30 protein-coding genes and 1 pseudogene are annotated in these 25,561 nt (G+C 62.2%); 23 read left to right on the forward strand and 8 right to left on the reverse strand.

Annotated features, from left to right (window positions below; all coding sequences use genetic code 11):
* Window positions 1-164 precede the first annotated feature (164 nt).
* Window positions 165-959, forward strand: coding sequence for a phytanoyl-CoA dioxygenase family protein (locus ACZ5WT_RS01420; RefSeq protein WP_464285606.1), 795 nt, complete (start codon window positions 165-167; stop codon window positions 957-959).
* Between the two features lie 33 nt (window positions 960-992).
* Here the strand turns inward: ACZ5WT_RS01420 and ltaE are convergent, their stop codons facing one another.
* Together ltaE and ACZ5WT_RS01430 are read right to left on the reverse strand one after the other, a co-directional pair.
* Window positions 993-2,024 (reverse strand): low-specificity L-threonine aldolase, encoded by a 1,032-nt coding sequence (gene ltaE / locus ACZ5WT_RS01425; RefSeq protein ID WP_464285607.1) that lies wholly within the window; start codon window positions 2,022-2,024, stop codon window positions 993-995.
* Window positions 2,025-2,088: 64 nt separating this feature from the next.
* Window positions 2,089-3,066, reverse strand: coding sequence for a methyltransferase (locus ACZ5WT_RS01430; RefSeq protein WP_464285608.1), 978 nt, complete (start codon window positions 3,064-3,066; stop codon window positions 2,089-2,091).
* Between the two features lie 514 nt (window positions 3,067-3,580).
* On the opposite strand from ACZ5WT_RS01430, the gene ACZ5WT_RS01435 reads away from it, so the two are divergent.
* Both ACZ5WT_RS01435 and ACZ5WT_RS01440 read left to right on the forward strand, forming a co-directional pair.
* Window positions 3,581-3,790: a cold-shock protein gene (locus ACZ5WT_RS01435; RefSeq protein ID WP_086470158.1), complete on the forward strand. Its 210-nt coding sequence runs from the start codon at window positions 3,581-3,583 to the stop codon at window positions 3,788-3,790.
* Between the two features lie 130 nt (window positions 3,791-3,920).
* Entirely contained in the window at window positions 3,921-4,442 is a 522-nt protein-coding gene (locus tag ACZ5WT_RS01440) for a hypothetical protein (RefSeq protein WP_464285609.1), read from the forward strand.
* Here the strand turns inward: ACZ5WT_RS01440 and proC are convergent.
* From proC to ACZ5WT_RS01460, 4 genes are all read right to left on the reverse strand, one after another.
* A complete protein-coding gene (proC, locus tag ACZ5WT_RS01445; protein ID WP_464287136.1) occupies window positions 4,439-5,257 on the reverse strand; it encodes a pyrroline-5-carboxylate reductase in 819 nt (272 codons plus the stop codon). The genes ACZ5WT_RS01440 and proC overlap by 4 nt on opposite strands.
* 2 nt (window positions 5,258-5,259) lie before the next feature.
* Complete coding sequence (locus ACZ5WT_RS01450; RefSeq protein WP_464285610.1) at window positions 5,260-5,760, reverse strand: type III secretion system chaperone family protein; 501 nt, start codon at window positions 5,758-5,760, stop codon at window positions 5,260-5,262.
* A 214-nt stretch (window positions 5,761-5,974) separates the two neighbouring features.
* On the reverse strand, window positions 5,975-6,703 hold the full coding sequence (locus tag ACZ5WT_RS01455; protein WP_464285611.1) for a metallophosphoesterase family protein: 729 nt from the start codon (window positions 6,701-6,703) through the stop codon (window positions 5,975-5,977).
* Between the two features lie 3 nt (window positions 6,704-6,706).
* On the reverse strand, window positions 6,707-6,961 hold the full coding sequence (locus ACZ5WT_RS01460; protein ID WP_464285612.1) for an accessory factor UbiK family protein: 255 nt from the start codon (window positions 6,959-6,961) through the stop codon (window positions 6,707-6,709).
* A gap of 109 nt (window positions 6,962-7,070) precedes the next feature.
* Between ACZ5WT_RS01460 and lgt the strand changes: the two genes are divergently transcribed.
* The 11 genes from lgt to ACZ5WT_RS01515 all read left to right on the forward strand — a co-directional run bounded on the left by lgt (window position 7,071) and on the right by ACZ5WT_RS01515 (window position 16,503).
* Window positions 7,071-7,895 carry a prolipoprotein diacylglyceryl transferase gene (gene lgt / locus ACZ5WT_RS01465; protein ID WP_464285613.1) on the forward strand — a complete coding sequence of 275 codons (825 nt, stop codon included), beginning with the start codon at window positions 7,071-7,073 and terminating at the stop codon, window positions 7,893-7,895.
* A gap of 18 nt (window positions 7,896-7,913) precedes the next feature.
* Window positions 7,914-8,993, forward strand: a complete 1,080-nt coding sequence (locus ACZ5WT_RS01470; RefSeq protein WP_464285614.1) for a class I SAM-dependent methyltransferase — start codon at window positions 7,914-7,916, stop codon at window positions 8,991-8,993.
* Window positions 8,993-9,763 carry a peptidoglycan editing factor PgeF gene (gene pgeF, locus ACZ5WT_RS01475; protein ID WP_464285615.1) on the forward strand — a complete coding sequence of 257 codons (771 nt, stop codon included), beginning with the start codon at window positions 8,993-8,995 and terminating at the stop codon, window positions 9,761-9,763. The genes ACZ5WT_RS01470 and pgeF overlap by 1 nt, the downstream gene beginning before the upstream one ends.
* A gap of 115 nt (window positions 9,764-9,878) precedes the next feature.
* Window positions 9,879-10,811, forward strand: coding sequence for a ribose-phosphate pyrophosphokinase (locus tag ACZ5WT_RS01480; RefSeq protein ID WP_464285616.1), 933 nt, complete (start codon window positions 9,879-9,881; stop codon window positions 10,809-10,811).
* A gap of 185 nt (window positions 10,812-10,996) precedes the next feature.
* On the forward strand, window positions 10,997-11,356 hold the full coding sequence (locus ACZ5WT_RS01485) for a YciI family protein (RefSeq protein ID WP_464285617.1): 360 nt from the start codon (window positions 10,997-10,999) through the stop codon (window positions 11,354-11,356).
* A gap of 93 nt (window positions 11,357-11,449) precedes the next feature.
* The gene (locus ACZ5WT_RS01490; RefSeq protein ID WP_464285618.1) at window positions 11,450-11,791 is read left to right on the forward strand and encodes a YciI family protein; all 342 of its coding nucleotides are present in this window, start codon (window positions 11,450-11,452) and stop codon (window positions 11,789-11,791) included.
* A gap of 9 nt (window positions 11,792-11,800) precedes the next feature.
* The gene (locus ACZ5WT_RS01495) at window positions 11,801-12,151 is read left to right on the forward strand and encodes a YciI family protein (RefSeq protein WP_464285619.1); all 351 of its coding nucleotides are present in this window, start codon (window positions 11,801-11,803) and stop codon (window positions 12,149-12,151) included.
* Window positions 12,151-13,386 carry an RNA polymerase sigma factor gene (locus ACZ5WT_RS01500; RefSeq protein WP_464285620.1) on the forward strand — a complete coding sequence of 412 codons (1,236 nt, stop codon included), beginning with the start codon at window positions 12,151-12,153 and terminating at the stop codon, window positions 13,384-13,386. The genes ACZ5WT_RS01495 and ACZ5WT_RS01500 overlap by 1 nt, the downstream gene beginning before the upstream one ends.
* Window positions 13,387-13,555: 169 nt before the next feature.
* Complete coding sequence (locus ACZ5WT_RS01505; protein WP_464285621.1) at window positions 13,556-14,176, forward strand: 50S ribosomal protein L25/general stress protein Ctc; 621 nt, start codon at window positions 13,556-13,558, stop codon at window positions 14,174-14,176.
* 70 nt (window positions 14,177-14,246) lie between these two features.
* The gene (pth, locus tag ACZ5WT_RS01510; RefSeq protein ID WP_464285622.1) at window positions 14,247-14,948 is read left to right on the forward strand and encodes an aminoacyl-tRNA hydrolase; all 702 of its coding nucleotides are present in this window, start codon (window positions 14,247-14,249) and stop codon (window positions 14,946-14,948) included.
* Between the two features lie 94 nt (window positions 14,949-15,042).
* Complete coding sequence (locus ACZ5WT_RS01515) at window positions 15,043-16,503, forward strand: multicopper oxidase family protein (RefSeq protein ID WP_464285623.1); 1,461 nt, start codon at window positions 15,043-15,045, stop codon at window positions 16,501-16,503.
* A 31-nt stretch (window positions 16,504-16,534) separates the two neighbouring features.
* Here ACZ5WT_RS01515 and ACZ5WT_RS01520 read toward each other — a convergent pair whose 3' ends face one another.
* On the reverse strand, window positions 16,535-17,803 hold the full coding sequence (locus ACZ5WT_RS01520) for a PQQ-dependent sugar dehydrogenase (protein WP_464287137.1): 1,269 nt from the start codon (window positions 17,801-17,803) through the stop codon (window positions 16,535-16,537).
* Window positions 17,804-18,000: 197 nt separating this feature from the next.
* On the opposite strand from ACZ5WT_RS01520, the gene ychF reads away from it, so the two are divergent.
* A complete protein-coding gene (gene ychF, locus ACZ5WT_RS01525; RefSeq protein ID WP_464285624.1) occupies window positions 18,001-19,098 on the forward strand; it encodes a redox-regulated ATPase YchF in 1,098 nt (365 codons plus the stop codon).
* A 27-nt stretch (window positions 19,099-19,125) separates the two neighbouring features.
* On the opposite strand, the gene ACZ5WT_RS01530 is transcribed toward ychF, so the two are convergent.
* Window positions 19,126-20,022, reverse strand: a complete 897-nt coding sequence (locus tag ACZ5WT_RS01530) for a helix-turn-helix domain-containing protein (protein WP_464285625.1) — start codon at window positions 20,020-20,022, stop codon at window positions 19,126-19,128.
* A 113-nt stretch (window positions 20,023-20,135) separates the two neighbouring features.
* Here ACZ5WT_RS01530 and melA point away from each other — a divergent pair, with 113 nt between their 5' ends.
* The 8 genes and pseudogenes from melA to ACZ5WT_RS01570 all read left to right on the forward strand — a co-directional run bounded on the left by melA (window position 20,136) and on the right by ACZ5WT_RS01570 (window position 25,519).
* Entirely contained in the window at window positions 20,136-21,503 is a 1,368-nt protein-coding gene (gene melA, locus ACZ5WT_RS01535) for an alpha-galactosidase (protein WP_464285626.1), read from the forward strand.
* Between the two features lie 109 nt (window positions 21,504-21,612).
* Window positions 21,613-21,807, forward strand: a pseudogene (locus tag ACZ5WT_RS01540) (helix-turn-helix domain-containing protein); the annotation flags it as partial.
* A gap of 131 nt (window positions 21,808-21,938) precedes the next feature.
* Window positions 21,939-22,418 (forward strand): MaoC family dehydratase, encoded by a 480-nt coding sequence (locus tag ACZ5WT_RS01545; RefSeq protein ID WP_464285627.1) that lies wholly within the window; start codon window positions 21,939-21,941, stop codon window positions 22,416-22,418.
* On the forward strand, window positions 22,415-22,972 hold the full coding sequence (locus ACZ5WT_RS01550) for a MaoC/PaaZ C-terminal domain-containing protein (protein WP_464285628.1): 558 nt from the start codon (window positions 22,415-22,417) through the stop codon (window positions 22,970-22,972). The genes ACZ5WT_RS01545 and ACZ5WT_RS01550 overlap by 4 nt, the downstream gene beginning before the upstream one ends.
* A 32-nt stretch (window positions 22,973-23,004) precedes the next feature.
* Complete coding sequence (locus tag ACZ5WT_RS01555) at window positions 23,005-23,349, forward strand: hypothetical protein (RefSeq protein ID WP_464285629.1); 345 nt, start codon at window positions 23,005-23,007, stop codon at window positions 23,347-23,349.
* Window positions 23,350-23,507: 158 nt separating this feature from the next.
* Window positions 23,508-24,521, forward strand: coding sequence for a TerC family protein (locus ACZ5WT_RS01560; protein ID WP_464285630.1), 1,014 nt, complete (start codon window positions 23,508-23,510; stop codon window positions 24,519-24,521).
* A gap of 350 nt (window positions 24,522-24,871) precedes the next feature.
* A complete protein-coding gene (locus tag ACZ5WT_RS01565) occupies window positions 24,872-25,042 on the forward strand; it encodes a hypothetical protein (RefSeq protein ID WP_464285631.1) in 171 nt (56 codons plus the stop codon).
* Window positions 25,043-25,126: 84 nt separating this feature from the next.
* Window positions 25,127-25,519 (forward strand): VOC family protein, encoded by a 393-nt coding sequence (locus ACZ5WT_RS01570; protein WP_464285632.1) that lies wholly within the window; start codon window positions 25,127-25,129, stop codon window positions 25,517-25,519.
* Window positions 25,520-25,561: the final 42 nt, after the last annotated feature.

The raw sequence follows: 25,561 nt of genomic DNA on the forward strand, positions 1-25,561 counted from the left end.
CATGCCACTCGAGCGCGCGCTATGAATAGAGACCATGATGATGCAGTCCTACAAATTCGCAGTGTTCATCGGCGCCTGATGGCGCCCTTTTCGGGCACTCACTGAGCGGCTCTCCGCTCAATTCGGCCGCTATGACGCGGCCATGCGAACTCATGGATTTTCCAATGCCTGGCATTTTGCCCGCGCTTGACCAAGCGCAGATCAACGCATTCATCACCGACGGTTTCGTCCGCATCGACAACGCCTTTCCCCAGGAGCTGGCCGAACAGGGCCGCGCCATTCTGTGGAAAGACACCGGCTGCGACCCAGACAATCCGGCCACCTGGACCAAACCGGTCATCCGGCTGGGCGGCTATTCCGACCTCCCCTTCCGGGAAGCGGCCAACACCCCGATCCTTCAAAGCGCCTATGATCAGATCGTCGGCCCCAACCGGTGGGCACCACCGCAGGGCCTCGGGACCTTCCCGGTGCGGTTTCCATCCCCCGACGAACCGGGAGATGATGGCTGGCACATCGACGGCAGCTTCACCGGCGACGACTATAGGGACTTCCTCGATATTCGAGCCAATATCGTCTCGAGGGGGCGGGCATTGCTGATGCTGTTCCTGTTCTCCGATGTCGGCGAGGAAGACGCGCCAACCCGCATCAGGGTGGGATCGCATCTCGACGTCGCCCGCTATCTCGCGCCCGCAGGGGATGCCGGACGGTCACTGCGCAACATGCTCGATGACCGGCCCGACTGGTTCGACACCGGCCACGAGGCACTGGCGACGGGCCCAGCGGGGACGGTCTATCTTTGCCATCCGTTTCTGGTGCATGGCGCCCAGAAGCATCGGGGTAGCCGGGTGAAATTCATGGCCCAGCCGCCGCTATTCCCGCGCGAGCCGATCCAGCTCGAACGGGCTGATGGCGATTATTCGCCGGTGGAACAGTCGATCCGTCTGGCGCTTGGGCAGTAAACAGCCTGCTGGCAGGGCTTCGGCCCTACCAGCCTATGCCCCTTCTGGCGACGAAAAGAAGCGGTCAACCAGCCCGAGCGCGCCCTCAATGTCCTCGTCTTCGAGATCGAGGTGCGTAACCCAGCGCTGCTGGCCATAGCGCCCCGTCAGGCCAACGCCACGCGCCGCGAGGAACGCGGTGAAATGCCCTTCCAACTCGTGATCCATATCGACGAAGACGATATTGGTATCGGGCATGGTGACCTTGAGCTCGGAATGGCCCGCCAGCCCTTCGGCCAGGCGACGGGCACGCTGGTGGTCGTCGGCCAGGCGCGCAATATTGTTGTCCAGCGCATAGAGACCGGCCGCCGCGAGCAGGCCCGACTGGCGCAGGCCACCGCCGAGCATCTTGCGATGACGGCGTGCCGTGTCGATGAGATCCTTGCGGCCAACAAGAACCGAACCAACCGGCGCTCCCAATCCCTTGGAGAGGCAGATCGAGACGCTGTCAAATGGCTCGGTGAACTCCCTGATGCCCATGCCGAGGGCACTGCAGGCATTGAAGGCCCGAGCGCCATCCAGATGGAGGCCCAGCCCGTGGCGGCGGGCAATATCAGCCACATCCGCCATGTAATCGACCGGCAGCACCTTGCCGCCGAAGGTGTTTTCGAGCGCGATGACGCGGGTTGTCGCAAAGTGACTGTCACCCGACTTGATCGCGCCTTCGATATCGCCGAGGGCCATCGTGCCATCGGGCAGGTGTGCAATCGGCTGGGGCTGGATGGAGCCAAGAACCGCCGCTCCACCCGCCTCATACTTGTAGCAATGGGCATTCTGGCCGGCGATGAACTCGTCACCGCGCCCGCAATGGCTCATCAGCGCCAGCAGGTTGGACATGGTACCCGATGCCACGAATATCGCGGCTTCCTTGTCGAGCATGGCCGCCATCCGCTGTTCCAGCAGATTGACCGTCGGATCGTCACCGAACACGTCATCGCCAACATCAGCCTCGGCCATGGCCGCACGCATTCCGGCGGAGGGACGGGTTACGGTGTCGGATCGGAAGTCATAGCGAATGATGTTCATGGACGGACTCGGGGGACGAACTGAAGCTTCAGTTGTGCCAAGCCGCCAGGGATTTGCCTAGCCGTCAGGCAGCCACGTCGCCGTCATTGTCAAAATCATTGGCGACCGTCAGTTCCATCGGCGGCTTGCGGGCCACGACCAGCATCCCAGTGATGGGAGCGCCGCGGTCCTGCCGCAGTACAGCAATCTCGAAGCGCAGCACTTCGAGCCCCGAGACAACCAGCGCGTCGCGCGTTGCTGCGATGCCGTGCGCATAGCGCAGCGACGGACGCAGGAACAAGGGCTCGGGGCCATCATGGGCTTCAAGGGAGAAAGCAACCAGTCCACCTGGCTGCAGGGCCGGAACCAGCGCCGCGAGAATAGGCTGCAAGGCTCCGCAATAGATGAAAACGTCGGCGGCCGTGACCAGATCGGCATCGGCGCGGCGGCTGTTGAGTGCGGCCACCAGTTCGGCTTTTTGCAGCCTGTCATAGATGCCCTTGCGGGCCGTTTCGGCAATCATAGCCGCCGAAACATCAATGCCTTCCAGATGGGCGGTTTTTGCGCGAAGGCACTCCCCCATCAATCCCGTACCACAGCCCAGGTCCAACGCCCGGGCAAAGGCATCGATTCCCAGATTCTCCATTTCCTGGGTCACCAGGTCATCGAGCATCTGGGGCACCCGGTATTCGAGGCGCTCCACAAGCGACTGCTCAAACTGGGGGGCATATTGGTCGAACAGGGCCTCGACATAGCTGACAGCAGTCCCATCGGAGGCACTGCCGGCTCCATGGGCCGCGAGCTTCAGGACCGCGCCAAAGACCCCGTCATCATCCAGCGCTTCGAGGTGACGCCAGGCCGAGATGGCATTGGCAATATCGCCGGCCCGCTCATAATAGCTACCCAGCATGTCCCACCCGGCAGCCCAATCAGGCGCCATATCGAGAGCTTGCTGCATCAGATCGGCCGCGGCGGCGAAATCACCAGTCTCGGACAGGCCACGCGCATAGTCTGCGCGTCGATCCACGATGACATCGCCGGAAGAATGAAACGCCTTGGTCAAGACGGAATGATCTCTGGGGGCCCGGCCAAATCGCCCGGCGGGGGCGGTTTTTGACGCAGTTTTCGTCAAAAATCAAGGGGCGCCGACCGGCATCTGGCTGTTCGACCTTCGTCCGGGTTTGCAGGCCCCAGCATTGAACTATTGTAGTTCTGTCCGGTTCGACGTCGTAATGCTGAACAACCGCGGGCCCGCCGCCTGCTGCAAAGCCACGCTCCGCCGGACAAGCCCGCGTCGCCGTCCTCTCGTCGACTTGGTGCAAATACTTGTCGTTGCTACATTTTCGCCTGGCAGGAAGGTATTCCCGCCGGGCTACTTGCCGTTCTTAAACAGATATTGAATGCCCGATTTTTTCAGGCTACGCTCACCTGATCGAATATTGCGGCCGACCGATCTGATCCTGCGAATTCCATTCGCGCCTGCTGACGTCAATTTCCGATATTTCGATATCATCAGTCTTGGGCCAATAGTGGCCCAGAACGCCTACCAGCAGCGACTGCACGAGGGAACGCGCATCATGGCAACTGGCACCGTTAAGTGGTTCAACGGCCAAAAGGGTTATGGCTTCATTCAGCCCGACGAAGGCGGGGCCGATGTGTTCGTCCACATCTCCGCCGTACAGCGTTCAGGTCTGAACGGTCTCGATGAAGGCCAGAAGGTCAACTACGAGATCGTCAAGGACAAGCGGACCGGGAAATCCGCTGCCGACAATCTGACCGCAAGCTAAGCCAACAGCCGACCACCAAGACTGGGCGCGCTCAACGCCGGGCGCGCCCGCGTAGTTTCCATCTCGACTAGTAAGTGCCGAACAGACCGAGCCATCCGCAAGAAGCGGACTGACGAAAGCTGGGACGTCAATGGAAGCTTTAGTAGAACCCGCCCCGGGCGAAGCAATCGTCGAAACTGCACTGTCGCTGGCCAGGAATGCGATCGAGCGGCGGGAATATTCCGTGGCCACCTCGATCTACTACGAGCTGCTGCGGCGGCCAATCTCCGACAGTTCTCGAAGTGAGGCCGAGGCCAATATGGCCGTGGCACTCTATATGCTGGCCACCGCCAATCCTGGCACCCAGGCCGCCCTGCTCCAGCTTCGAAAGGCCCAGGGCCTGCTGCAATCCGCACTGCGGCTCAAGCGTGCTGAAAGTGCTCCACGACAATGGATGATGTCCCGCGCAAATCTCGCGCTGGTTCATATGGCGCTACATGGGGCAACCGGCGACGAGCGGGAATTGCTGGCGGCGCACCTCGCGCTTGATGATACGCAGCCTGTTCTGGATGACCTGAACGAGCCGGCCCTCGACGTTTGGATGGCCTCGGTTCACGCGTTCCTGGCAGGTTTGCGCGAGCAGCACGCTAAGCGCCGCCCCGCGACGGCCTAACCGCGCCCGAGTTCTTCGCTGCGTTTCCGGGCGGCGGCAACAGTACGTTCAACCAGCGCGACCAGCCCATCATCAGCCATCAAGACCGAAAGCCCCGCGGCCGTGGTCCCATTGGGCGAGGTGACGTTCTGACGAAGTACGGCCGGAGATGCCGGGTCGGCCTCGAGCAGGGCTGCCGAGCCAATGACCGTCTGGCGAGCCAGACGCTCGGCAATTGCATCAGGCAACCCCTGGCGTTTGCCGGCCTCGGCCAGAGCCTCGACAAGATGGAACACATAGGCCGGACCCGAACCCGAAACCGCGGTCACCGCATCAAGCTGCGCTTCGTCATCCAGCCAGACGACCGGACCGGCAGCGGCCAGAAGCGCGTCGGCAGCGTCGCGGCCAGCAGCATCCACCTCGGGGCCAGCAACCGCGCCGGTAATCCCCTTGCCGATCTGCGCCGGCGTATTGGGCATGCTGCGCACAACTCGGCCCATGCCGAGCCCACGCGACAGGCGAGCGATATCGATGCCCGCAGCAATCGAGATTGCAAGCGTCTGCGGGCCGACAATGGGGAGCAGCGACGCCATGACGGCATCGATGATCTGTGGCTTGACGGCCAGCACCAGGACATTGGGCTGAAGACCGACTGCGCTACTGTTAAGCGTCAGGCCGAAATCCTCGGCGAGCTGCCGTGCGTCGTCATTGGGTGCCGGATCGATGAGAAGGAGATTGTTGGGCGGCAGACCCGCCTCCAGCCAACCCCGCGCCAAGGCGAGACCCATCTTGCCGGCGCCAACCAGCATGACCGGACCGATGGTGCGCAGGGACAGGCTCATGCCTCGCCAACCGTTTCGAACATCACATGGGTCAGTGCATCGGCAGCTGTTTTACCAGCCCAGACGACGAATTGAAACGCCTGATAGTAGAGATCGCAGCTATCTGTGGCTGAGCGCAGCAGGGCTTCGCATTGCTGGGGAGACACATCGGCCCCGCCGGTCAGCAGGTGCGAATTGCGGAACAGCACCACGCCTTCCTTGTTCCAGATGTCAAAGTGGCCGATCCAAAGCTGCTCGTTGATCAGCGAAATCAGCTGCTTGATCTCTGCACGCCGACCCTCGGGCACCTTGAGATCGAACGCGCAGGCGATGTGGAGGCTCTCGAGATCTTCCATCCAGTTGAACGAAACATGGTAATCAGACCAACCGCCGCGCACCGAAATAGAAATCTCGTCGGCGTCCTGTCGCTCGAAGTTCCAGTCATTGATCGAAGCAATATGCTCGATAATATCCACCGGGTGGACATTGCGATCGGGCTCGACTTGAAGAAGTGACATCGACGGTTTCCGTCCGTTGACCGACAGATTTCGGGTACTCGAGAACATGCCGCACGCACTTGGGCTTACGAATCGTCCTGATGCTTAGACCGTACACCGCTCCACTGATTCAGGGGACGCGACGCAGGCGGACGATGGTAATCTCTTGTGGATGATCGAGGCGAATATATTAACGGACTGCTAACATTTCGCAGGTTTGATCAGGGATTTTGGCTCAAAACAGGCCATTTGCATCGACCCAGCCGGTCGTCAACGCGTCCTGCCAAGTCGTAAAGCCATTGGCGAGGGCCTGCCGGGCTGCGGCGTGGTGGTCATACTCGACGACGCGCAGGTCAATCAGCCACCTGCCATTGCGTCGCTCGATGATGGCATAGCGGGCATCGGGCGAGCCGTGGACCAGTTGCAGTCCGACGCTGCCCGGATTGACGATCTGCCGCTCATCGCGGAGCCGGACCTGCCGCGCGGTATGGGTGTGCCCACATAGTAAAATGGGGTAGTCGAGGCCCTCGGCCTGCGCGGCGACGCTGGCCTCGTCGGGCAGATGCGTTCGGCGATCGTGGTACCAGCCGTCGATCCAGGGATCGTTGTCGCTAGCCGGCGTGCCATGGCAGAGAAATATCTCGCGATTGAACACTGCAGTTGCCGGCAGGTTGGCCAGCCAAAGGTGTTGATCAGCGGTCAATTGTGCGCGAGCGAAGTGATCGACCGGGTCGAGCTCGCGGACATCGCGCCGTCCCTGCGCCACCCAGCGATCGTGGTTGCCGCGGATCACCGGCCCAGCCAGGTCCATCAGTCTCGCGGCCGACCCGGCAGGGTCGAGCGGCCCGCTCACATGATCGCCCAAGCACAGCGTCGCGTCGACGCCCTGCCCGGCGATATCGGCAAGCACCGCGTCCAGCGCGAGCGCATTGCCGTGAACATCGGATATGACCGCGAAGCGCAAAGTCTAGTTGGTCTTGGCCGAAACGCCCTTGAGAGCGGCGATTTCCTTGCGCAGGGCGTCGATTTCTTCGCCCTGAACCTGGACCAGCTCGCGCAGCGCATCGAAGTCTTCGCGCTTGACCAGATCCATGTCGCCAACGAAACGCTGCGCCTGGGATTTGACCACGGTCTCGACCTCGCGACGGACGCCGTCAGCGACACCGGCCGCTTCATTCATCAATCGGCCCAGATCGTCGAAGATCCTGTTGTTCTGGCTCATCGCTCACCTATTCGTTCGGCCTCGTGCAGCGATATTTAGGGCAAGCCTGACGACTTGACCAGAGAGGCCGAAGCGGCAATGGTCCGCCCGATTGCCGCAGGAGCCGCTTTTGCCCTTCCCAAACATCGATCCAATCGCATTCGCCATTGGCCCCTTCGCAGTCCGCTGGTATGCGCTGGGCTATCTCTTTGGCGTCGGCTTGGGCGCTGCCTATGGCTATTTGCTGCTGGCCAACACGCGGCTGTGGCACAAGGGCCAACCGCCCTTCCCGGCCAAGGACATCTGGGATTTCGCATTCTGGACAATGCTGGCGATCGTGATCGGCGGGCGCGTGGGCTATGTGCTGTTCTACAACCTGCCCTATTACCTGGCGAACCCGCTCGAGATGCTCAACACGCTCGATGGCGGCATGTCCTTCCATGGCGGCATGCTGGGCCTAATGCTGGCGGTGACCCTGTTCACGCGGTCCAAGGGCGGTAACTGGCTGAGCGGTCTCGATCTGATTGCCGCCGTCGGCACCATCGGCATTTTCCTCGTCCGCATCGCCAACTTCATCAATGCCGAGCTCTACGGAGCCCCGAGCAACCTGCCATGGGCCGTCATATTCCCGACCGATCCCGAACAGTTGCCGCGCCATCCCAGCCAGCTCTATGAAGCGGCGCTGGAAGGCCTGCTTCTCTTCATCGTCATCCGCATCTTCACCCACGTCTTCTACGCGCTGCGCCGCCCCGGCATGGTCGCGGGCATCTTCGGCATCGGCTATGGGCTCTCGCGTATTCTGGTGGAATTCGTGCGCCTGCCCGATAGCCAGCTCGGCTATCTCTATGGCGGCTGGCTGACCATGGGCATGGTGCTGAGCCTGCCACTCGTGGCCGGTGGTTTGGCGCTGGTGATCTGGGCGGCAACGCGGAAGCAAAGCGGCTTGCGCGAATAGGCGGCGGGAACACGATCCATGACTGAAGTCCAACCCACCCTGCCCGAACTGATCGACATGCAGATCCGCACCAGCGGACCAATGTCGGTCGCCTCCTATATGGGCCTGTGCCTCACCCACCCCTCCAAGGGCTATTACAAGAACGCCGATCCGCTCGGGGCCGGCGGCGACTTCGTGACCGCGCCGGAAATCAGCCAGATGTTTGGAGAGCTGATCGGCTTCTTCTTCGTCAATCTTTGGCAACAGATGGGGAGCCCCAAGGCTTTCACTCTCCTCGAACTGGGCCCCGGCCGCGGCACGCTGATGGCCGACATGTTGCGCGTGGCCTGCCGCGCGGAAGGCTTCCGCGATGCGCTGGACCTCCGGCTGTTCGAAACCAATCTGGCGCTGATCACCGAGCAGAATACCAGGCTCGAGCCCTATGGACCGCGCTGGATCGACAGCTTTGAAAAAGTCGGCGACGGCCCATTGCTGGTGATCGCCAACGAGTTCTTCGACGCCCTGCCGATCCGCCAGTTCGTGCGCATGGCAGAAGGCTGGCACGAACGCATGGTGGGTCTGAGCGATGGCCAGCGCAGCTTTGGCCTCAACCCCACCCCTATCCCGGCCAGCGCTATGCCTGAAAGCGTCGCCGATGCCGAGATCAATAGCGTCTTTGAGGTAGGCCTGGCCAATGGCGAAGTGATGAAGCGCCTCGCCGCCACCGTTTCAACCCAGGGCGGCGCCATCCTTGCCATCGACTATGGTTATGGAAAGACCCAGACCGGGGAAACCCTGCAGGGCGTGCGCCGCCACCAATATGCCAACGTGCTGGATGCGCCCGGCGAGACCGACCTTTCGGCCCATGTGGACTTCGAGGCCCTCGGCAATGTGGCAGCCAAGGCCGGTCTCACGGTGCAACCGCTCGCCACTCAGGGACAGTTCCTGACCCGCCTGGGTATCAACGAGCGGGCTCGTGCGCTGAGCGCCGCCAACCCCAATTCGGCCGAGAGCATCGCCGCCGCCAAGGCACGGCTGGTTGCACCCGAGCAAATGGGCAACCTGTTCAAGGCCTTCTGCGCGGCGAGCCCTGGCCTGATGCCGCCAGGTTTCGCGTGATGACACCCCTCTTTGAGACGAGCCCCGCGCTAACCGGCATTCAGGGTGTCAGCCACGGCTTTTTCGGGCGCGAGGGCGGCCGTTCGACGGGTGTTTTCGCCAGCAACAACATGTCGATCACCCTCGGCGACGCGCCGGGTGTCGCCGAGGCCAACCGAGCCGCCGCCGCTGAGGCCTTGGGCTATGCGCGGCAAAACCTCTGCATGCTCAAGCAGGTGCATTCGACGGATGTCGAAATTGTCACGGGCCCGATGACCGACGGCCAGTTGATCGAGGCCGACGCCATGGTGACCACGCAACGCGGATTGGCGCTCGGCATTCTGACGGCCGACTGCACCCCGATCCTCTTCGCGGATCCTGAGGCCGGCGTCATCGGGGCAACTCATGCCGGCTGGCGTGGCGCAGTCGATGGCATCATCGGCAACACCATTACGGCGATGGTTGCCCTTGGCGCTGCCCCCCAGCGGATCGTGGCTGCCATCGGCCCAACCATCAGCGGGCCGAACTACGAGGTGGGCGACCAGTTCATGGCGGACTTCGTGGCCCTGCAGCCCAACGGGTCCCGCCACTTCCACACGCCGCCCGGCAAAAAGGCTCACTTTGACCTGCCGGGATTTGTCGAAGCGCAACTGCGCGAGGCGGGTCTCAGCACCATCGCCAATGCGGGGGGCTGCACCTATGCCTATCCCGAGCGATACTTCTCGCATCGCTACGCCACCCACCAGGGGACGGGGACCGGGCGGCAGATCGCCATCATCGGCCTGCAATAATTCTTTTAGCCATCACCCATTTGTCGCGTTGCGAGTCTGAAACGGAGTCGCTAAAGCTGCCCGCGAAACTGGATACCCCCAATTCCCGGGGGTTAGTTGAGACAGGATCGCGCTCATGAAGCTGGTGACCGGTAACTCCAACCGCGCCCTCGCCCAAGCTGTTGCCAGCTATCTCGAACTGCCTTTGACGGACTGCACGGTCAAGCGCTTCGCTGACAAGGAAGTCTATGTCGAGGTGCACGAGAACGTGCGTGGCGAAGACGTATTCATCCTGCAGTCGACCAGCTATCCGGCAAACGACAATCTGATGGAGCTGCTGATCCTGACTGACGCCCTGCGTCGCTCGTCGGCCCGCCGCATCACCGCCGTCATCCCCTATTTCGGCTATGCCCGCCAGGACCGCAAATCGGCTCCGCGCACGCCGATCTCCGCCAAGCTGGTTTCCAACCTGATCACCGAGGCCGGTGCTAACCGCGTTCTGACGCTGGACCTGCACGCCAACCAGATTCAGGGTTTCTTCGACATCCCGACCGACAACCTCACCGCCGCTCCGGTGATGGTGCGCGACATCAAGGACAATTATGACGTCAAGAACGTCATGATCGTCTCGCCCGACGTCGGCGGCGTGGTGCGTGCCCGCAACGTGGCTGGCCGCATCGGCGCAAACCTTGCCATCGTCGACAAGCGCCGTCCGCGCGCTGGCGTCTCCGAAGTGATGAACATCATCGGTGACGTGGAAGGTCAGGCCTGCATTCTGATCGACGACATCGTCGATTCCGGCGGGACGCTGGTCAACGCTGCCGAGGCCCTGCTCAAGGCTGGCGCCAAGGAAGTTTCCGCCTACATCACCCATGGCGTTCTGTCCGACAAAGCTGCCGAGCGCATTGCCGCTTCCAAGCTCAAGGAACTGGTGGTCACCGACTCCATTGAAGAGACCGAAGCTCAGCGCGCCACGAGCAACATTCGCCGTCTGACCATTGCTCCGCTGATCGGGGAAGCCATTGCCCGCACCGCGAGCGAGCAGAGCGTGTCGAGCCTGTTCGACTAACAGCGACGAAGACAAGAATCGCTCCACCGGGGCGATTCTTTTGCTGGGCCATGAGAGCGATGCTCGACTGGCCGCTGGCTCCCGCGCGTCCCCGCACAAGAAAAAATCACAACGCAGTCGAAATCCACTCCCCTCGCGCGACATTGCCCTGAAGGGCTATGCTGCCCGCAACCAGGAGAGACGCGATGAAATATCTGCTGATGCTCTATGCCGACGAGAAGGCGGGACAGGCCATCCCGCCCGAACAAATGGCCGGCTTCATGGGCCAAATGGCTGCCTATCAGGAAACGCTGCGGAAGGCCGGTGCCTTTGTTGCGACCTCGGCCCTGCAACCGACAACTACCGCCCGCACCATCTCGGCCCCCAATGGCGAACTAAAGGTGCATGACGGCCCCTATGCCGACACGCGCGAACAGTTTGGCGGCTACTACATTATCGAGGCTCCGGACATGGACGAGGCCATCAAGCTGGCCGCGAAATGCCCGGCTGCAACCTGGGGCCAGATCGAAATCCGCCCCTATCACCCCCAATACAGCCCCAACTGAATATTCTTTGCGCCCGGAGTCGAAACGGGCGGGGACGAGCCGACATTGTTGCATCGGGGCTTGACCCCGCATCGACACCGAGGAGTTCTGAAAATGAAATTCATGCTGCTGATCCACGACAAGGAAGGCGTCGCGACGCCTCCGCAGGTCGCCACCATGAGCGAAGAGCACGCGGCCTACCAGCAGGCGTTGATCAAGGCCGGCATCCTTCTGGGTGGCGAACGGCTGCGCCCGACATCCGAAGGGGCCCGTGTTCGCGTTCGGGACGGCAAGACCGAATTGCTGGATGGCCCATACGCGGAAACCAAGGAACAGTTCGGTGGCTACTACATGATCGAGGTTCCCGATATGGCGGCCGCACAGGATTGGGCAAGCCAATGCCCTTCCGCCAAGACCGGCACGGTCGAGGTCCGTCCACTTTGGCTGCGAAACTAAGGAAATCCCATGCGTTACATGCTGATCATCCACCACGACGACGCCGCCCTGGCCCAGGCACCCCAAAAGGAGCTTTGGTCCGAATATGCGGCCTTCAACCAGGCACTGCAGAAGGCCGGTGAAGGTTTCTCCGGCGGCCTGCGCCTTGGTCCTAGCAAGGAAGCCACGGTCGTCCGCACCCAGTCGGGCAAGACGGACGTGCTGGACGGCCCCTATGCCGATACACGCGAGCAGCTGGCGGGCTACTTCTTCATCGATGTGCCCACGATCGAACAGGCCGTGGAATGGGCCACCCGTTGCCCAAGCTCGAAATATGGGGCCATCGAGATCCGCCCCGTCGTCGAGCAGAACGCATCCTGATGCAGGACGAGGCGCGCCGGGCCGCCGAGCGGGTGGCACGCGACAGCTACGGCCGCCTCGTCGCCTTTCTTGCAGCGCGCACCCGCGATGTGGCGGGCGCCGAAGACGCGCTGGCGGAAGCATTTGCCAGCGCCCTCAAATCCTGGCTGGAGGACGGCGTTCCGGCCAATCCCGATGCCTGGCTGCTTACCGTCGCCCGCCGCCGCCAGACCGATGCGGTACGACGCCGGCAGACACGCACAGCCGGGGAGGTTCACATCCAGATGATGGTCGATGAACTCAACGATGCTGCCTCTCACCCCGACGCCATTCCCGACCGGCGTCTGGCCCTGATGTTTGCCTGCGCTCATCCTGAAATCGAGCGCGGCATGCGGGCGCCTTTGATCCTGCAGACGATCCTCGGGCTCACCGCAACCGATATTGCGGCCGCCTTTTTGATCCCGCCGGCGACGATGGGCCAGCGTCTGGTGCGCGCCAAGGCCCGCATCAAGGAAGCCGCCATTCCCTTCGCGATTCCCGAGCATACCGACCTGCCGGAGCGGCTCGATGCGGTGCTCGAAGCAATCTACGCCGCCTATTCCAAGGGCTGGACCGAACTGGGCGACGAAACCGCTGATCGGCTGGCCGACGAGGCGATCTGGCTGGGACGGCTGGTTGTGTCCCTGCTCCCCGCCGAGCCCGAAGCCAAGGGCATGCTGGCGCTGATGCTCTATGCCGAAGCCCGCCGCGCTGCCCGCCGGGACACCCATGGCGACTACGTCCCCCTCGAACGGCAGGACATTGCCCTGTGGGACGAACCGCAGATCCTAGCCGCCGAGGCCCTGTTGCGCGAGGCCAACCAGCACGGCCCGACCGGGCGCTACCAGATCGAAGCCGCTATTCAATCGGCCCACGTGGCGCGGCGTATTTCCGGACGCGCCAACTGGGCTGCGGTCGTGGCGCTCTACGATGTGCTGCTGACACTGACCCAGTCGCCCGTCGCACTACTCAACCGCGCCGCCGCCCTCGCCGAAACCGAAGGCCCGGAGGCTGCCCTGGAAAGCCTCTCGGCGATCGATGACGACGCCCGCATGGCCAACTATCAGCCCTATTGGGCCGCAAGGGCCAACCTGCTGACCCGAGTCGGGCGCAAGGAAGATGCCTATGCCGCCTTCACGCTCGCCATCGGACTGGCAAGCGATGCCGCGATCCGCCATTATCTCGCTGCGGAGCGAAATGCCTTGCAGGACGGCTGACTCCGCCTGACCGCCAAAAGCGGCTGTAACCCGCAGGTAACAGCCGTTCCTGCTTGCTCGTGCGCCCTCTTTTCGCTATAGCCCACGCCATGAAGCGCTCGTCACCCCTGGAGGACGGGCGCGTATGCTGTTGTAGTGACACATACACCAACCCAGAATGGATAATTCCATGGCTGCGACTATCAAGGCGCTCAGCGCACAGGCGCGTAACGGTGTGGGCAAGGGGGCCGCTCGTGAACTGCGTCGTCAGGGACTCGTTCCTGCCGTTATCTATGGTGACAAGAAAGAGCCCGTCACCATCGCCCTCCCCTACAAGGACGTCCACAAGGCGATCTATGCCGGCGGCTTCAAGTCCCACATCATCGAGCTCGATGTTGATGGCACCAAACACCGCGTGATTCCGCGTGACTACCAGCTCGACCCCGTCAAGGATTTCCCGATCCACGTCGACTTCCTGCGCGTAAGCAAGAGCACCAAGCTCAACGTCCAGGTGCATGTGAACTTCATCAACGAAGAAGCAAGCCCCGGCCTGAAGCGCGGCGGCACGCTGAACATCGTGCACCACACGCTCGACCTGACCGTTTCGGCTGACAACATTCCCGAAGAAGTGACCGTCGACCTGACCGGTCTCGACATCGGCGCAGCGATCCACATCTCGTCGATCAAGCTGCCGGCTGGCGCTGTCGACCACAGCCACGAAGAAGACGTGACGATCGCAACGATCATCGCGCCGCGCGGCATGCTGGCTGACGAAGCCGCAGAGGCCGCTGGCGAAACCACTGCCGAGTAATCTCGCAGCTGGATATCTGCTATAGGTTTGAGGCGGCCTTCGGGTCGCCTCTTACTTTTTGGAGTGACGAATGAAGCTGCTTGTCGGCCTGGGCAATCCGGGCAGCCAGTATGAAGGCAACCGCCACAATATCGGTTTCATGGCGATCGACGCCATTGCCCGCGCCAACGGCATTACCCAGTTCCGCGCCAAGCATTCCGGCCTGCTTGCTGAAGGCTCCATTGGTGGCGAAAAGGTCATTCTGCTTAAGCCGCAGACCTTCATGAACCGCTCGGGCGACAGCGTTCAGCAGGTCGCCAAGTTCTACAAGATCGAGCCCGCCGACATCATCGTCTTCTATGACGAACTCGATCTGGCCGCTGGAAAAGTGCGTGTAAAGGTCGGTGGCGGCAATGGCGGCCATAACGGCCTACGCTCGATCGATCCGCAAATCGGGCTGAACTACAAGCGCGTGCGGCTCGGGATTGGCCACCCCGGCAAGGAATATGTGACGCACCACGTGCTGGGCGATTTTGCCAAAGCTGACAAGGAATGGCTGGAGCCATTACTCAGCACTGTCGGGCAGCATGCTGACATGTTGCTACAAAATGACGACAGTGGTTTCATGAACAAGGTGGCCGTCGCGCTCAAGGGCGGCGACGAACCCGTCGCCAAGCCCGCCCCCAAGGGGCAGAGCCATATTCGCCAGGCTCGTCCGGCCAAACCGAAGGTCGAGGTGCCCGAGGCCGGGCCAATGGCCGCCATGCTCAAGAAGCTCTTCACGTCCGAATAGTCCATCATCGCGTTGGGATAAATGTTGAGCGAGGCTTGTGCACGAGCTCAACTAACTTATTGTTCTTCCTATACTTTGAGTATTGGAGGACTGTATGGGCTCAGCGATTTCACGCCGCAATCTATTGCTGACAGGGGCTGCGGCCGCTGCATCGGGCGTTGCGGCGCCGGCCTTCGGGCAGCACCACGGTCACGGCGCCCTGGCCCAGGAGCGCAAGCTGTCGCGATCGGTTGCCGAGGCCACCGGCGACCCGCTGCGCGAACCCGAACTGCGCCGCAGCGAAAACGGCGTGCTGGAGACCACGCTCCGCGCCTCCTACGGACCGGTCGAAGTGGATGGTGCCCCGGCCATCGCCCGCACCTTCGAGAGCAGCTACCCCTCGCCGACGTTGATGGCCAGGCCCGGCGACACCCTGCGCATCAAGCTGGTCAATGATCTCGACGAGCCGACCAACCTGCACACCCATGGCCTGCATGTGTCGCCGGCCGGCAATGCCGACAACGTGTTCGTCAAGATCGAGCCCGGAAGGTCGTTCGACTACGAAATCGCCATTCCCGAAGACCATCCCTCGGGCACCTATTGGTACCACCCGCATGTCCATGGCAGCACCTATTCCCACGTCGCCGGCGGCATGGCGGGCGCGCTGATCGTGGAAGGCGGGCTCGACGACCTCGATAGCCTGAAGGGCTTCACGGAACGTTTGCTCGTGGTGCAATCGGCGGAGTTCGACGCCAATAACACCATCGTGCCGGTCGACATCCAGGAAATCCACAACCAGACCAAGACCATCAACGGGCAGATCAACCCTACGATCACCATCCGCCCGGGCGAAGTGCAGCGCTGGCGCATCGTCAATGCCACGGCCGAGAGCTTCCTGCTGCTGGGCCTTGAGGGGCACCCGATCCACCTGATCTCCAAGGATGGCAATGCGCTGACCCGCCCGGTACGCAGCGACAGCCTGATGGTCGAGCCCGGCACCCGCGCCGATATCCTGGTTCGCGGGCACCAGTTCACCGGCAGCTGGGAATTCCGCAAGATGCTTTGGCTGGGTTCAGACCGTCAGTTCGAGCCCGACGAATTGCTGGCGACGCTGGTGGTCAACGGCGAACCGGTGACCGATCACGCGATCCCCGAAACGCTGATCCCGCTCAGCGAAGACCTGCGCGAGCGGCCCGTCGACAAGACCCGCGAAATCCGCTTCTCGGTCGACCGCCAGCCCGGCGGCACGCGCTTCCTGATCGATGGCCAGATGGTGGACATGGATCGGGTTGACCAGACGGTGCAACTCGGCGCCCATGAGGAATGGATCATCTATAATGACAGCCCCGAATGGCACCCGTTCCACATCCATGTGAACGACTTCCAGGTGGTGGCAGTCAATGGCGAGCCAGTGGACGAGATCGTCAGTTGGGAGGACACTCGCGGCCTGCCGCCCAACGGCTCGATCACCATCAGGCACCGCTTCCTCGACTATCCCGGCAAGTTCGTCTTCCACTGCCACCTGCTGTTCCACGAGGACAACGGGATGATGGGCATCGTCGAAGTCGTTGCATAAAAAAGGCCCGCCATTGGCGGGCCTTTCATCTTCAGGCGGCGGTAACCCGCCAGACGGTATCGCCGACATCGTCCACCGCCAGCAGCGCGCCATCATTGGCCAGCGCGACGCCGACCGGGCGACCATGCGAGGTCTTCTCGTCTTCGGCAAGAAAGCCGGTAAGCAGATCGATCGGCTGGCCATGGGCCCGGCCATCGGTAAACGGCACAAGGATCACCTTGTAGCCGCTGAGCTTGCTGCGGTTCCACGACCCGTGCTGACCGATGACCATGCCGGCAGGCAGGCCCTGCGCATTGCCCTCGGGCAGCCAGCAGAGGCCCAGCGAGGCCGTATGCCCGCCCAGCGCATAATCCGGCGCCGTGGCGCTGACGACCAGCGCTGCATTCTGCGGCACACGGTCATCGACCGTCTGGCCCCAATAGGAATAGGGCCAGCCATAAAAGCCACCATCCTTGACTGACGTCAGGTAATCGGGCGGCGTTTCGTCACCCAGGCCATCGCGTTCGTTGACCACGGTCCACAGCGAGCCATTGGTCGGCTCCCATGCCATGCCAACCGGATTACGCAGGCCACCGGCGAAAATGCGATGCGTCTCGGTCTTGAGGTCGAGTTCAAAGATGCAGGCGCGGCCTTCCTCGGCCTCCATGCCCTCGTCGCCGATATTACTCAGCGAGCCGACGGCGACATAGAGCTTGCTGCCGTCATTGCTGGCAATGAGGTTGCGCGTCCAATGGCCATCGGGCTTCATGTCCATGACCTTGCGGCCCTGGGCGGTAATCCTGGTCTGGCCGGTCTCGTATGGGAAGGCCACGACGCTATCGGTATTGCCGACATAGAGCGTGTTGCCCACCAGTGCCATGCCGAACGGCTGGTTGAGATTTTCGAGGAACACTTCGCGCACCTCTGGAATGCCATCGCCATCAGCGTCACGCAGCAGCGTGATGCGATTGGCGCTTGGCCGCGAGGCGCCGGCCCGGATCAGGGTGCGGTGCATCACCATGTCACGAATGGAATTGGCCTTGCCGACCAGCGTTGCCGCCTCGGCAACCAGCACGTCGCCATTGGGCAGCACATAGACCATGCGCGGATGATCAAGGCCGGTGGCAAAAGGCGTGACCTTGAGTCCGGGCGCCGCAACGGGCTTTTCGCCTGTTTTCCAGCCCATGGCTGTCGGCATCTTGAGCATGGGCATCGCGCCCTGCGAAAGAGGCTGCGGAATATGCGGCGCCGTGCCGACGGCCTGCGGGAAGGCCCCATGATGCCGTCCGCGGAACCAGTACCAGGCAGCCCATGCCGCCACGAGGACAGCAATAATCAGTATCAAAAATCCAGTCACGTAGCGTCCCTCTCCCGCCGATCGACACACGTCGAAGAAGTACGACTTTTAGCGATCAGAACCCGCCGCTACAAGCGCTGCAAGCCTGATAAGCCCCCGCACGCATTGACATCGCCGCAGATACGAACCAAGTGGAGGCCAACACTTTCCGGAGCTTCCCCATGGGTTTCAAGATGGGCATCGTCGGTCTGCCGAATGTCGGCAAGTCGACGCTATTCAACGCGCTGACGCGCACCGCCGCGGCCGCCGCCGCCAACTTCCCGTTCTGCACCATCGAGCCCAATGTGGGCGATGTGCCGGTGCCTGACGTGCGCCTGCAGAAACTGGCTACCATCGGTAAGTCCGTGAACGTGCTGCCCGCACGCATGAGCTTCGTCGACATCGCCGGCCTGGTCAAAGGCGCATCGAAGGGTGAAGGCCTGGGCAACCAGTTCCTCGCCAATATTCGCGAATGCGACGCCATTGCTTATGTGCTGCGCTGCTTCGAAGACGGCAACATCATCCACGTCGCCAACAAGGTCGATCCGCTGGCCGACGCCGAAGTGGTCGAAACCGAGCTGATGCTCGCCGACCTCGAGAGCCTCGAAAAGCGCCGCGCCGGCGTCGAAAAGAAGGCCAAGGGCAACGACAAGGACGCCAAGGTCACCCTCGACCTGATCGACCGCGCCATTGTGCTGCTGCGCGAAGGCAAGTCGGCACGCTTCGTCGAGCGCTCCGCCGAAGAAGAAAAGGCCTTCCAGGAACTCCAGCTCCTGACCTCTAAGCCCGTGCTCTATGTGTGCAACGTCGACGAGGCCTCGGCCGAAAGCGGCAATGCCATGACCAAGCAGGTCGAAGACTATGCCCATGCCAATGGCGCGGGCGTTGTCATCATCTCCGCCGAAATCGAGAGCCAGCTGGCCCAGCTTCCCGATGCCGAACAGGCCGAATACCTCGAGAGCCTCGGCCTGCACGAGCCCGGCCTCAACCGCCTCATCCGCGAGGCCTATGACCTGCTGGGTCTGCAGACCTATTTCACGGTTGGCCCCAAGGAAACCCGCGCCTGGACCATCCATAAGGGTGACAAGGCTCCGGCCGCCGCCGGCGTGATCCACTCCGACTTCGAGCGTGGCTTCATCCGCGCCCAGACCATTGGCTACGAAGACTATGTCAACCTGGGCGGCGAAGTCGCGGCCAAGGAAGCCGGCAAGGCCCGCGACGAAGGCAAGGAATATGTCGTCAAAGACGGCGACGTGATGCTGTTCCGGTTCAATACCTAGAGATTGGCAGGGCGGCCTCGTGCCGCCCTACCCCTCGACCCCATCCCGCCGCATCTGGCTCGGTGTCATACCGTAGGCGCGGCGAAAGTGCTCGTAGAACTGGGTCTGGCTGGAAAAGCCGGACTGGAAGGCGACGTTGGCGATGGAGAGCGCTCCATCGAACAGCAGCGAGCGGGCGCGGATCAGCCGCATGCGCGTCACAAATTTCTGCACCGAGATGTGCATCACCCTGGTGAAAAGGTTGGTGGCGTAATTGGGGTGCAGCCCCACCACCCCGGCGACCTCCTCGGCGCTGAGCGGCTCGGTGATGTTCTCCACGATATGGCGCACCATGCGCACCACATAGCGCACCGGAGCGCTGGTCCGGCTGTGGGGCCCGGAATTCTCGATCCAGGCGGGCAGCAGCGTGTCCCAGCCTGTAATGGCAGCCCGGCGGAACATGGTGCCGATTTCGGCCCGCACCAGATCGGAGCGCTGAGCATTGCCGCTGCGATAGTCCTGATGCCAGCGCTCCAGCGTTTCGAGCCCGATGCAGTCCGGGCCAAGCGCGATGACCCCGCCGCCCATCAAGGTTTCGGTGAGCCGGCCGAGCTGGGGCATTTCGAGAAACGCATCCATCGGCAGGTAGATATTGAGCTGGCGCGCTTTGTGGGCTTCAGCGCTAAGGGCCACCGTTTGGTGCGGTATGCCCGCCCAGAAGGCCACCAGCCGCCCTGCCCCCACTGTCACCGGCCCGCCATCGAAGGCGTAATCCATGGTGCCGTTCCCCAGCCAATTGAATTCGATATGCCCATGGCTATGCGCCGCCGCCATGATCTGGGGCGCGAAGGAGCGAATGCCGAACCGGCCGAATGCCTTGCTTGAGGCATAAAAGGTGCGGTCGGGACGCGGAGTTGGCCGGGGCACCAGACGGGTCGCGGACATGGTTGACCGATCTTAGAAAGCCGGAAGAACTCCCTTATATTCCGCATTGCCTGCCGCAGCGCAAGGCGTAGGCTCCAGCCACGAGCAAGGCCTGCGGGTTGGAGGAAAAACCGATGGCAAATCCCAAGATCACGTTCATCGGTGCCGGATCGTCGGTATTCATGAAGAACATCGTCGGTGACATCCTGCAACGCCCTGCCCTCACCGGCGCCACCATCCGCCTGATGGACATCAACCCGACCCGGCTTGAGGAAAGCGAGATCATCGCCAAAAAGCTGATCGCCACGCTCGGCGTATCGGCGACGGTGGAAACCTATGCAGACCAGCGCCAGGCGCTCGACGGCACTAATTTCGTCGTCGTCTGCTTCCAGATCGGCGGCTACGAGCCTTCGACGGTCGTCGATTTCGAAGTGCCCAAGAAGTACAACCTGCGCCAGACCATCGCCGACACGCTCGGCGTCGGCGGCATCATGCGCGGGCTGCGCACGGTGCCCCATCTGTGGAGCATCTGCGAAGACATGCTCGCCGTGGCGCCCGACGCCATCATGCTGCAATACGTCAACCCGATGGCCATCAACACCTGGGCCATCGCCGAGAAATACCCCACCATCAAGCAGGTGGGACTGTGCCACTCGGTGCAGGGCACGGCCATGGAACTGGCCCATGACCTCGACATCCCCTACGACGAAATCCGCTACCGCTCGGCCGGCATCAACCACATGGCCTTCTATCTCAAGTTCGAGCATCGCCAGCCCGACGGCAGCTATCGCGACCTCTATCCAGACCTGCATCGCGCGTATGCCGAAGGCCGCGCGCCCAAGCCCACCTGGAACCCGCGCTGCCCCAACAAGGTGCGCTACGAAATGCTCACGCGCCTGGGCTATTTCGTCACCGAGAGCTCCGAGCACTTCGCCGAATACACGCCCTATTTCATCAAGGAGGGGCGCGAAGACCTGATCGAGAAATTCGGCATCCCGCTCGACGAGTATCCCAAGCGCTGCGTCGAACAGGTCGCCAACTGGAAGCGCACCTCGGAAGCCTATCGCAAGGCGGACCGCATCGAGGTCAAGCAATCCAAGGAATATGCCAGCTCCATCGTCAACTCGGTTTGGACCGGCGAGCCTTCGGTGATCTACGGTAACCTGCGCAACAATGGCGTCATTACCAGCCTGCCCGACAATGCGGCGGTCGAAGTGCCCTGCCTCGTCGATGACAATGGCATCCAGCCCACCTATATCGGCGACCTGCCGCCGCAGCTGACGGCCTTGATGCGCACCAATATCAACGTGCAGGAACTGACCGTCCGCGCGCTGATGGATGGGAACCGCGAGCACATCTACCACGCGGCCATGATGGACCCTCATACGGCGGCCGAGCTAGATCTCGAGCAGATCTGGAACCTCGTGGATGACCTCATCGAGGCTCACGGCACCTGGTTGCCAGAGTGGGCGCGCGGGCCGCGCAAGCAACGGGTCGCCTAGGCGTTAACCCGCAATTAACCATACGGGACCACCCTGATCGTGTTCTGAGTTCAAATTGGGGGCTCAGAAAGCGACCAAAATGTATGACTTCGTGCCTGATCCCAGCGCCACCGAAGCACTGGTTGGTTTGCCGGTTGCCGATGTGGAACGGGATCTGATCCTGGCTACCTTGCGGCAGACGGAAGGAAATCGAACACACGCCGCACATGTCCTGGGCATCTCCATCAGGACTATGCGCAACAAGCTTCGGGAATATGCCGACCAAGGCGTCGATATCCCCGCCAACGCGTCGCACGACGCATGACAATAGCCCGCCATCAGGCGGGCTTTTGCCGTTCTGGAGCACTGTCCATCTGACTAGCGTGAGAGTGTCGCACCGCCTTGCCTTGCCAGCGCAAACCGGGCACAAGACGGCTTGACGTATAGGGCAAGCAAATGACCAATCCTGTCACTAAAGATCGGCGCCATTACGAAGATCTGCGTATTGGCGAAGTGATCGACCTCGGCCACACGACTGTGACCAAGGACATGATCATTACCTTTGCCCGCGAATTCGATCCCTTCCCCTTTCACCTCGATGAGGCGGCAGCCAAGGCAAGCCTGCTGGGCGGCCTGGCGTCGAGCGGCTGGCAGACAGGTGCGCTGAGCCTGCGCATGCTGGTCGACAGCTTTCTGAGCAAGGTGGCCTCGGCTGGCGGCCTGGGCTTTACCGATCTGAAGTGGAAGAACCCGGTCATGGTCGGTGACACGATCGGCGGCACGGTGACCGTCGCCGACCTGCGCCGCTCGGCCAGCCATCCGCAATGGGGCATCATGAGTCTCGACTTCGACGTACGGAACCAGAAGGCACAGCCGGTGCTGACCATGCGCCTGTCCAACCTGATCGATGTGCGCACGGTGGAGCCCACGCCATGACCCGCTGGTTTGAGAATATCGTCGTCGACGAAGTGTTTCCGCTCGGCAGCCACACGTTCGAAGCCGACGAAATCATCCGTTTCGCCACCCATTACGATCCGCAGTATTTTCACGTGGACGCGGCGGCCGCCCAGCACAGCGCCTTCGGCGGGCTGGTGGCCAGCGGCTGGCATACGGTGAGCGTGGGGCATCGCAAGATGGTCGATGCCCTGTTTGCCGAGGAAGAGCGCCTGCGCAAGCTCGGCGAGGAGCCCGGCGTTTCTGGCCCCTCCCCCGGCGTCAATGCCATGCAGTTCAAGGTGCCGGTACGCCCCGGCGATACGGTCACCTACCAGCTGGTCGTAACGGGCAAGCGCGCCTCCAACTCCATTCCGGGATGGGGCCTGCTGTTCAACCAGATCACCGCCAGGAACCAGCGGGACGAACTGGTCTATCAGGCTGACCTGGTCGGTTTCAGCAAGCTGCGCGACTACAAGATGCCGCTGAAACTGCAGGTGTTGCTCGCGCTCACCAAAATACCGCTTATCGGCCGCCTGCTGAAGCGCGGCCCTTGAAAGCCTGCCAGCGCACCGGCACTCTCCTGCTCATGCGCCGAATCGTTCTCATCACTGCCCTCACCGCCCTGTCCGTCACCCCCAGCCTTGCCCAGAGCTTTGTGGGCAATTGGGCCTGTCGCGACGCCACCACCGCCAAGGCCGGCATCCTGACCATTTATGGCGATGTGTATGGCTTCGCCTCGACCGTGGTGGGTGATCCAAGCTCGGGAACGGGCACCATTACAGGTTATCAGGACGGTGTTGGGTTCAACGATGGCGGGCTGAAATCCGCGCGGTCGATCCAGGCCGGGCGGCTCATTTCGGACCCCACCTACGGCACGGCGATGCAGCTTGAAACGGCCGATGCCATCGTCATGATGTGCACGCCGCGCTAGGCAAAGCCTGGCCCCTTTGAAAAAATCTTCCCTGAGGGGTTGAACATCGTCGCGCGCTGCCTACGTTTCACGCGCGGCGCCGGGCCCCTCTGGCGAGGGTCTTTTGACGCCCTCGTGATGTCGGAGCTGCTCCAACTATTCATGGAGATGGTCCGGCGATGGATTCGCTACTTGCCGCCCTTACGGGCGATTTTTTGGGTACTCCCGTCTATTTTTGGGTCGCGTTTATCGCGATCGTTATCGGCCTTCTGGTCTTCGACCTCGGCATCCTGCACAAGGATGAGCATGAGATCGGCGCCAAGGAGAGCCTCACGCTGTATGGCTTCTACGTCGCTATCGCCCTGGCCTTCGGTGGCTGGGTCTGGTGGCAGCGCGGCGCGGAAGCCGGACTGGAATTCTACACCGGCTACCTAATCGAGCAGTCGCTGGCGATGGACAACATGTTCGTCATCGCCTCGATTTTTGGCTTCCTCGCCATTCCCCGCCTCTACCAGCACCGCGTGCTGTTCTGGGGCATTCTCGGCGTCATCCTGTTCCGCGCCATTCTGATCGGCCTGGGCGCTGCGCTGGTCTACCAGTTCAACTGGATCCTGTTCGGCTTTGGCGCCTTCCTGGTGTTCACCGGTTTCCGGATGTTCAAGCATCAGGACGAAGAACCCGATATCGAACATAATCCTGTCTTCCGGTTCCTGACCAAGCGCTTCCGCGTGACAAAGGAACTGCATGGCCGCAACTTCACCGTGAAGCAGCCAGACCCCAAGACTGGCAAGCTGGTGACCTGGCTGACGCCGCTGGCCGTCGCGCTGATCATGGTCGAAGTCGTCGATCTGATCTTTGCCGTCGACTCCGTGCCCGCGGTCTTCGCGGTGACGCAGGACACCTTCATCGTCTATACGTCCAACATCTTCGCGATCCTTGGCCTGCGTGCGCTCTACTTCGCCCTCGCCGCCGCGATGAACCGCTTCCGCTACCTGCAGACCTCGCTGGCCATCATCCTGGTGCTGGTGGGTATCAAGATTTTCCTCGTGCCGATGGGCTTCCATATCGACACGCTCCTGAGCCTGATCGTAACCCTGGCCATCCTGGCCGGCGGCGTGGTCTTCTCGCTCTACAAGACCCGCAACGAACCGGCGGTTGAAGTGGCCAGCGATCCCCACCGGATCGACTCCTAATTCGACCAGAACGGGCCGGCGGTTGACGCCGGCCCGTTTTCGTTTCAAATTTGCGCCTCACCCTTGAAGAGGTCTACGCCAGAAATGATCTGAGAACTTGCACCGGACGCCCGAAACTCTGCTGCTCCGCTCACGCGTGACCAGCCGACCATGGATGCCGTTCAGCGCGAGATCAGACTTGGCGATTGCCTGTCTACCGTGACAGCCAAACCGTCCCCCTCCCCCTGACGACACCACGCGCGTCCTCCCACAACACGCTTCATCGCGTGGGTGCCTTTCGCGCGCTCGCGCCAGTCTTAGGCCCCGGTGCTGCGTTGAAAGCGCAGGCGGGGAACAGAAAAGGTTTGGCCATGCCAAAGAACATCTTCCAGCGCCCTCAACCCGTCGCCCGCACCCAGAACGTGCCGCGCCACGGAGCGCCACTGCCCGTTCGCAAGATCGAGACCAAGCGGGTACCGCACCCCAAAGATGGGGCGCCGACCCTACCGACGCTCGAAGCCTTGCTCGGCAAGCGGTTCTAGAGGGTTGGCCCCGGCGACGTGTCGGGGCCACTCTTGCCGCATTTGCCTTCTAACCGGGAACGAGAAGACTGGAAGGAGACGACCATGGGCAAGATCCACGAGATCGTGTTCGACTGCGACAAGCCCTCAACTCTGGCCCAGTTCTGGGCCGCGCTACTGGATGGCTACGCAGTCCGCAGCTATGACGAGGCCGAAATGGCGCGCTTGTCCACACTGGGGCTGACGCCCGAGACGGACCCCACGGTGATGGTCGACGGGCCCGGCCCGTCCCTCTGCTTCCAGAATGTTGAGGGTCGGCGTTACGACAACAACCGGGTGCATATGGATATCGCGGTCAGCGACCGCGCTGGGGAGGTGACGCGCCTACTGGCTGTTGGCGCCGAAACAGTACGCGTTCTGCCGACCTATACGGTGATGCGCGACCCCGAGGGCAATCAGTTCTGCCTGGTCGATGTGCGCGCAGCCATGGCGGCCTGAGGCCGAGTGCTGACAGAGCCTGTCAGCACTGCCGGGCCACTA

It is taken from the genome of Devosia sp. T2-14, assembly GCF_055397495.1.

Bases quoted from the DNA above. Each gene is read 5' to 3' on its own strand.
- ACZ5WT_RS01420 (WP_464285606.1), top strand. From the start codon at position 165: ATGCCTGGCATTTTGCCCGCGCTTGACCAAGCGCAGATCAACGCATTC.
- ltaE (WP_464285607.1), bottom strand. From the start codon at position 2,024: ATGAACATCATTCGCTATGACTTCCGATCCGACACCGTAACCCGTCCC.
- ACZ5WT_RS01435 (WP_086470158.1), top strand. From the start codon at position 3,581: ATGGCAACTGGCACCGTTAAGTGGTTCAACGGCCAAAAGGGTTATGGC.
- ACZ5WT_RS01440 (WP_464285609.1), top strand. From the start codon at position 3,921: ATGGAAGCTTTAGTAGAACCCGCCCCGGGCGAAGCAATCGTCGAAACT.
- ACZ5WT_RS01450 (WP_464285610.1), bottom strand. From the start codon at position 5,760: ATGTCACTTCTTCAAGTCGAGCCCGATCGCAATGTCCACCCGGTGGAT.
- ACZ5WT_RS01460 (WP_464285612.1), bottom strand. From the start codon at position 6,961: ATGAGCCAGAACAACAGGATCTTCGACGATCTGGGCCGATTGATGAAT.
- ACZ5WT_RS01470 (WP_464285614.1), top strand. From the start codon at position 7,914: ATGACTGAAGTCCAACCCACCCTGCCCGAACTGATCGACATGCAGATC.
- pgeF (WP_464285615.1), top strand. From the start codon at position 8,993: ATGACACCCCTCTTTGAGACGAGCCCCGCGCTAACCGGCATTCAGGGT.
- ACZ5WT_RS01480 (WP_464285616.1), top strand. From the start codon at position 9,879: ATGAAGCTGGTGACCGGTAACTCCAACCGCGCCCTCGCCCAAGCTGTT.
- ACZ5WT_RS01485 (WP_464285617.1), top strand. From the start codon at position 10,997: ATGAAATATCTGCTGATGCTCTATGCCGACGAGAAGGCGGGACAGGCC.
- ACZ5WT_RS01490 (WP_464285618.1), top strand. From the start codon at position 11,450: ATGAAATTCATGCTGCTGATCCACGACAAGGAAGGCGTCGCGACGCCT.
- ACZ5WT_RS01495 (WP_464285619.1), top strand. From the start codon at position 11,801: ATGCGTTACATGCTGATCATCCACCACGACGACGCCGCCCTGGCCCAG.
- ACZ5WT_RS01500 (WP_464285620.1), top strand. From the start codon at position 12,151: ATGCAGGACGAGGCGCGCCGGGCCGCCGAGCGGGTGGCACGCGACAGC.
- ACZ5WT_RS01505 (WP_464285621.1), top strand. From the start codon at position 13,556: ATGGCTGCGACTATCAAGGCGCTCAGCGCACAGGCGCGTAACGGTGTG.
- pth (WP_464285622.1), top strand. From the start codon at position 14,247: ATGAAGCTGCTTGTCGGCCTGGGCAATCCGGGCAGCCAGTATGAAGGC.
- ACZ5WT_RS01515 (WP_464285623.1), top strand. From the start codon at position 15,043: ATGGGCTCAGCGATTTCACGCCGCAATCTATTGCTGACAGGGGCTGCG.
- ychF (WP_464285624.1), top strand. From the start codon at position 18,001: ATGGGTTTCAAGATGGGCATCGTCGGTCTGCCGAATGTCGGCAAGTCG.
- ACZ5WT_RS01530 (WP_464285625.1), bottom strand. From the start codon at position 20,022: ATGTCCGCGACCCGTCTGGTGCCCCGGCCAACTCCGCGTCCCGACCGC.
- melA (WP_464285626.1), top strand. From the start codon at position 20,136: ATGGCAAATCCCAAGATCACGTTCATCGGTGCCGGATCGTCGGTATTC.
- ACZ5WT_RS01545 (WP_464285627.1), top strand. From the start codon at position 21,939: ATGACCAATCCTGTCACTAAAGATCGGCGCCATTACGAAGATCTGCGT.
- ACZ5WT_RS01550 (WP_464285628.1), top strand. From the start codon at position 22,415: ATGACCCGCTGGTTTGAGAATATCGTCGTCGACGAAGTGTTTCCGCTC.
- ACZ5WT_RS01555 (WP_464285629.1), top strand. From the start codon at position 23,005: ATGCGCCGAATCGTTCTCATCACTGCCCTCACCGCCCTGTCCGTCACC.
- ACZ5WT_RS01560 (WP_464285630.1), top strand. From the start codon at position 23,508: ATGGATTCGCTACTTGCCGCCCTTACGGGCGATTTTTTGGGTACTCCC.
- ACZ5WT_RS01565 (WP_464285631.1), top strand. From the start codon at position 24,872: ATGCCAAAGAACATCTTCCAGCGCCCTCAACCCGTCGCCCGCACCCAG.
- ACZ5WT_RS01570 (WP_464285632.1), top strand. From the start codon at position 25,127: ATGGGCAAGATCCACGAGATCGTGTTCGACTGCGACAAGCCCTCAACT.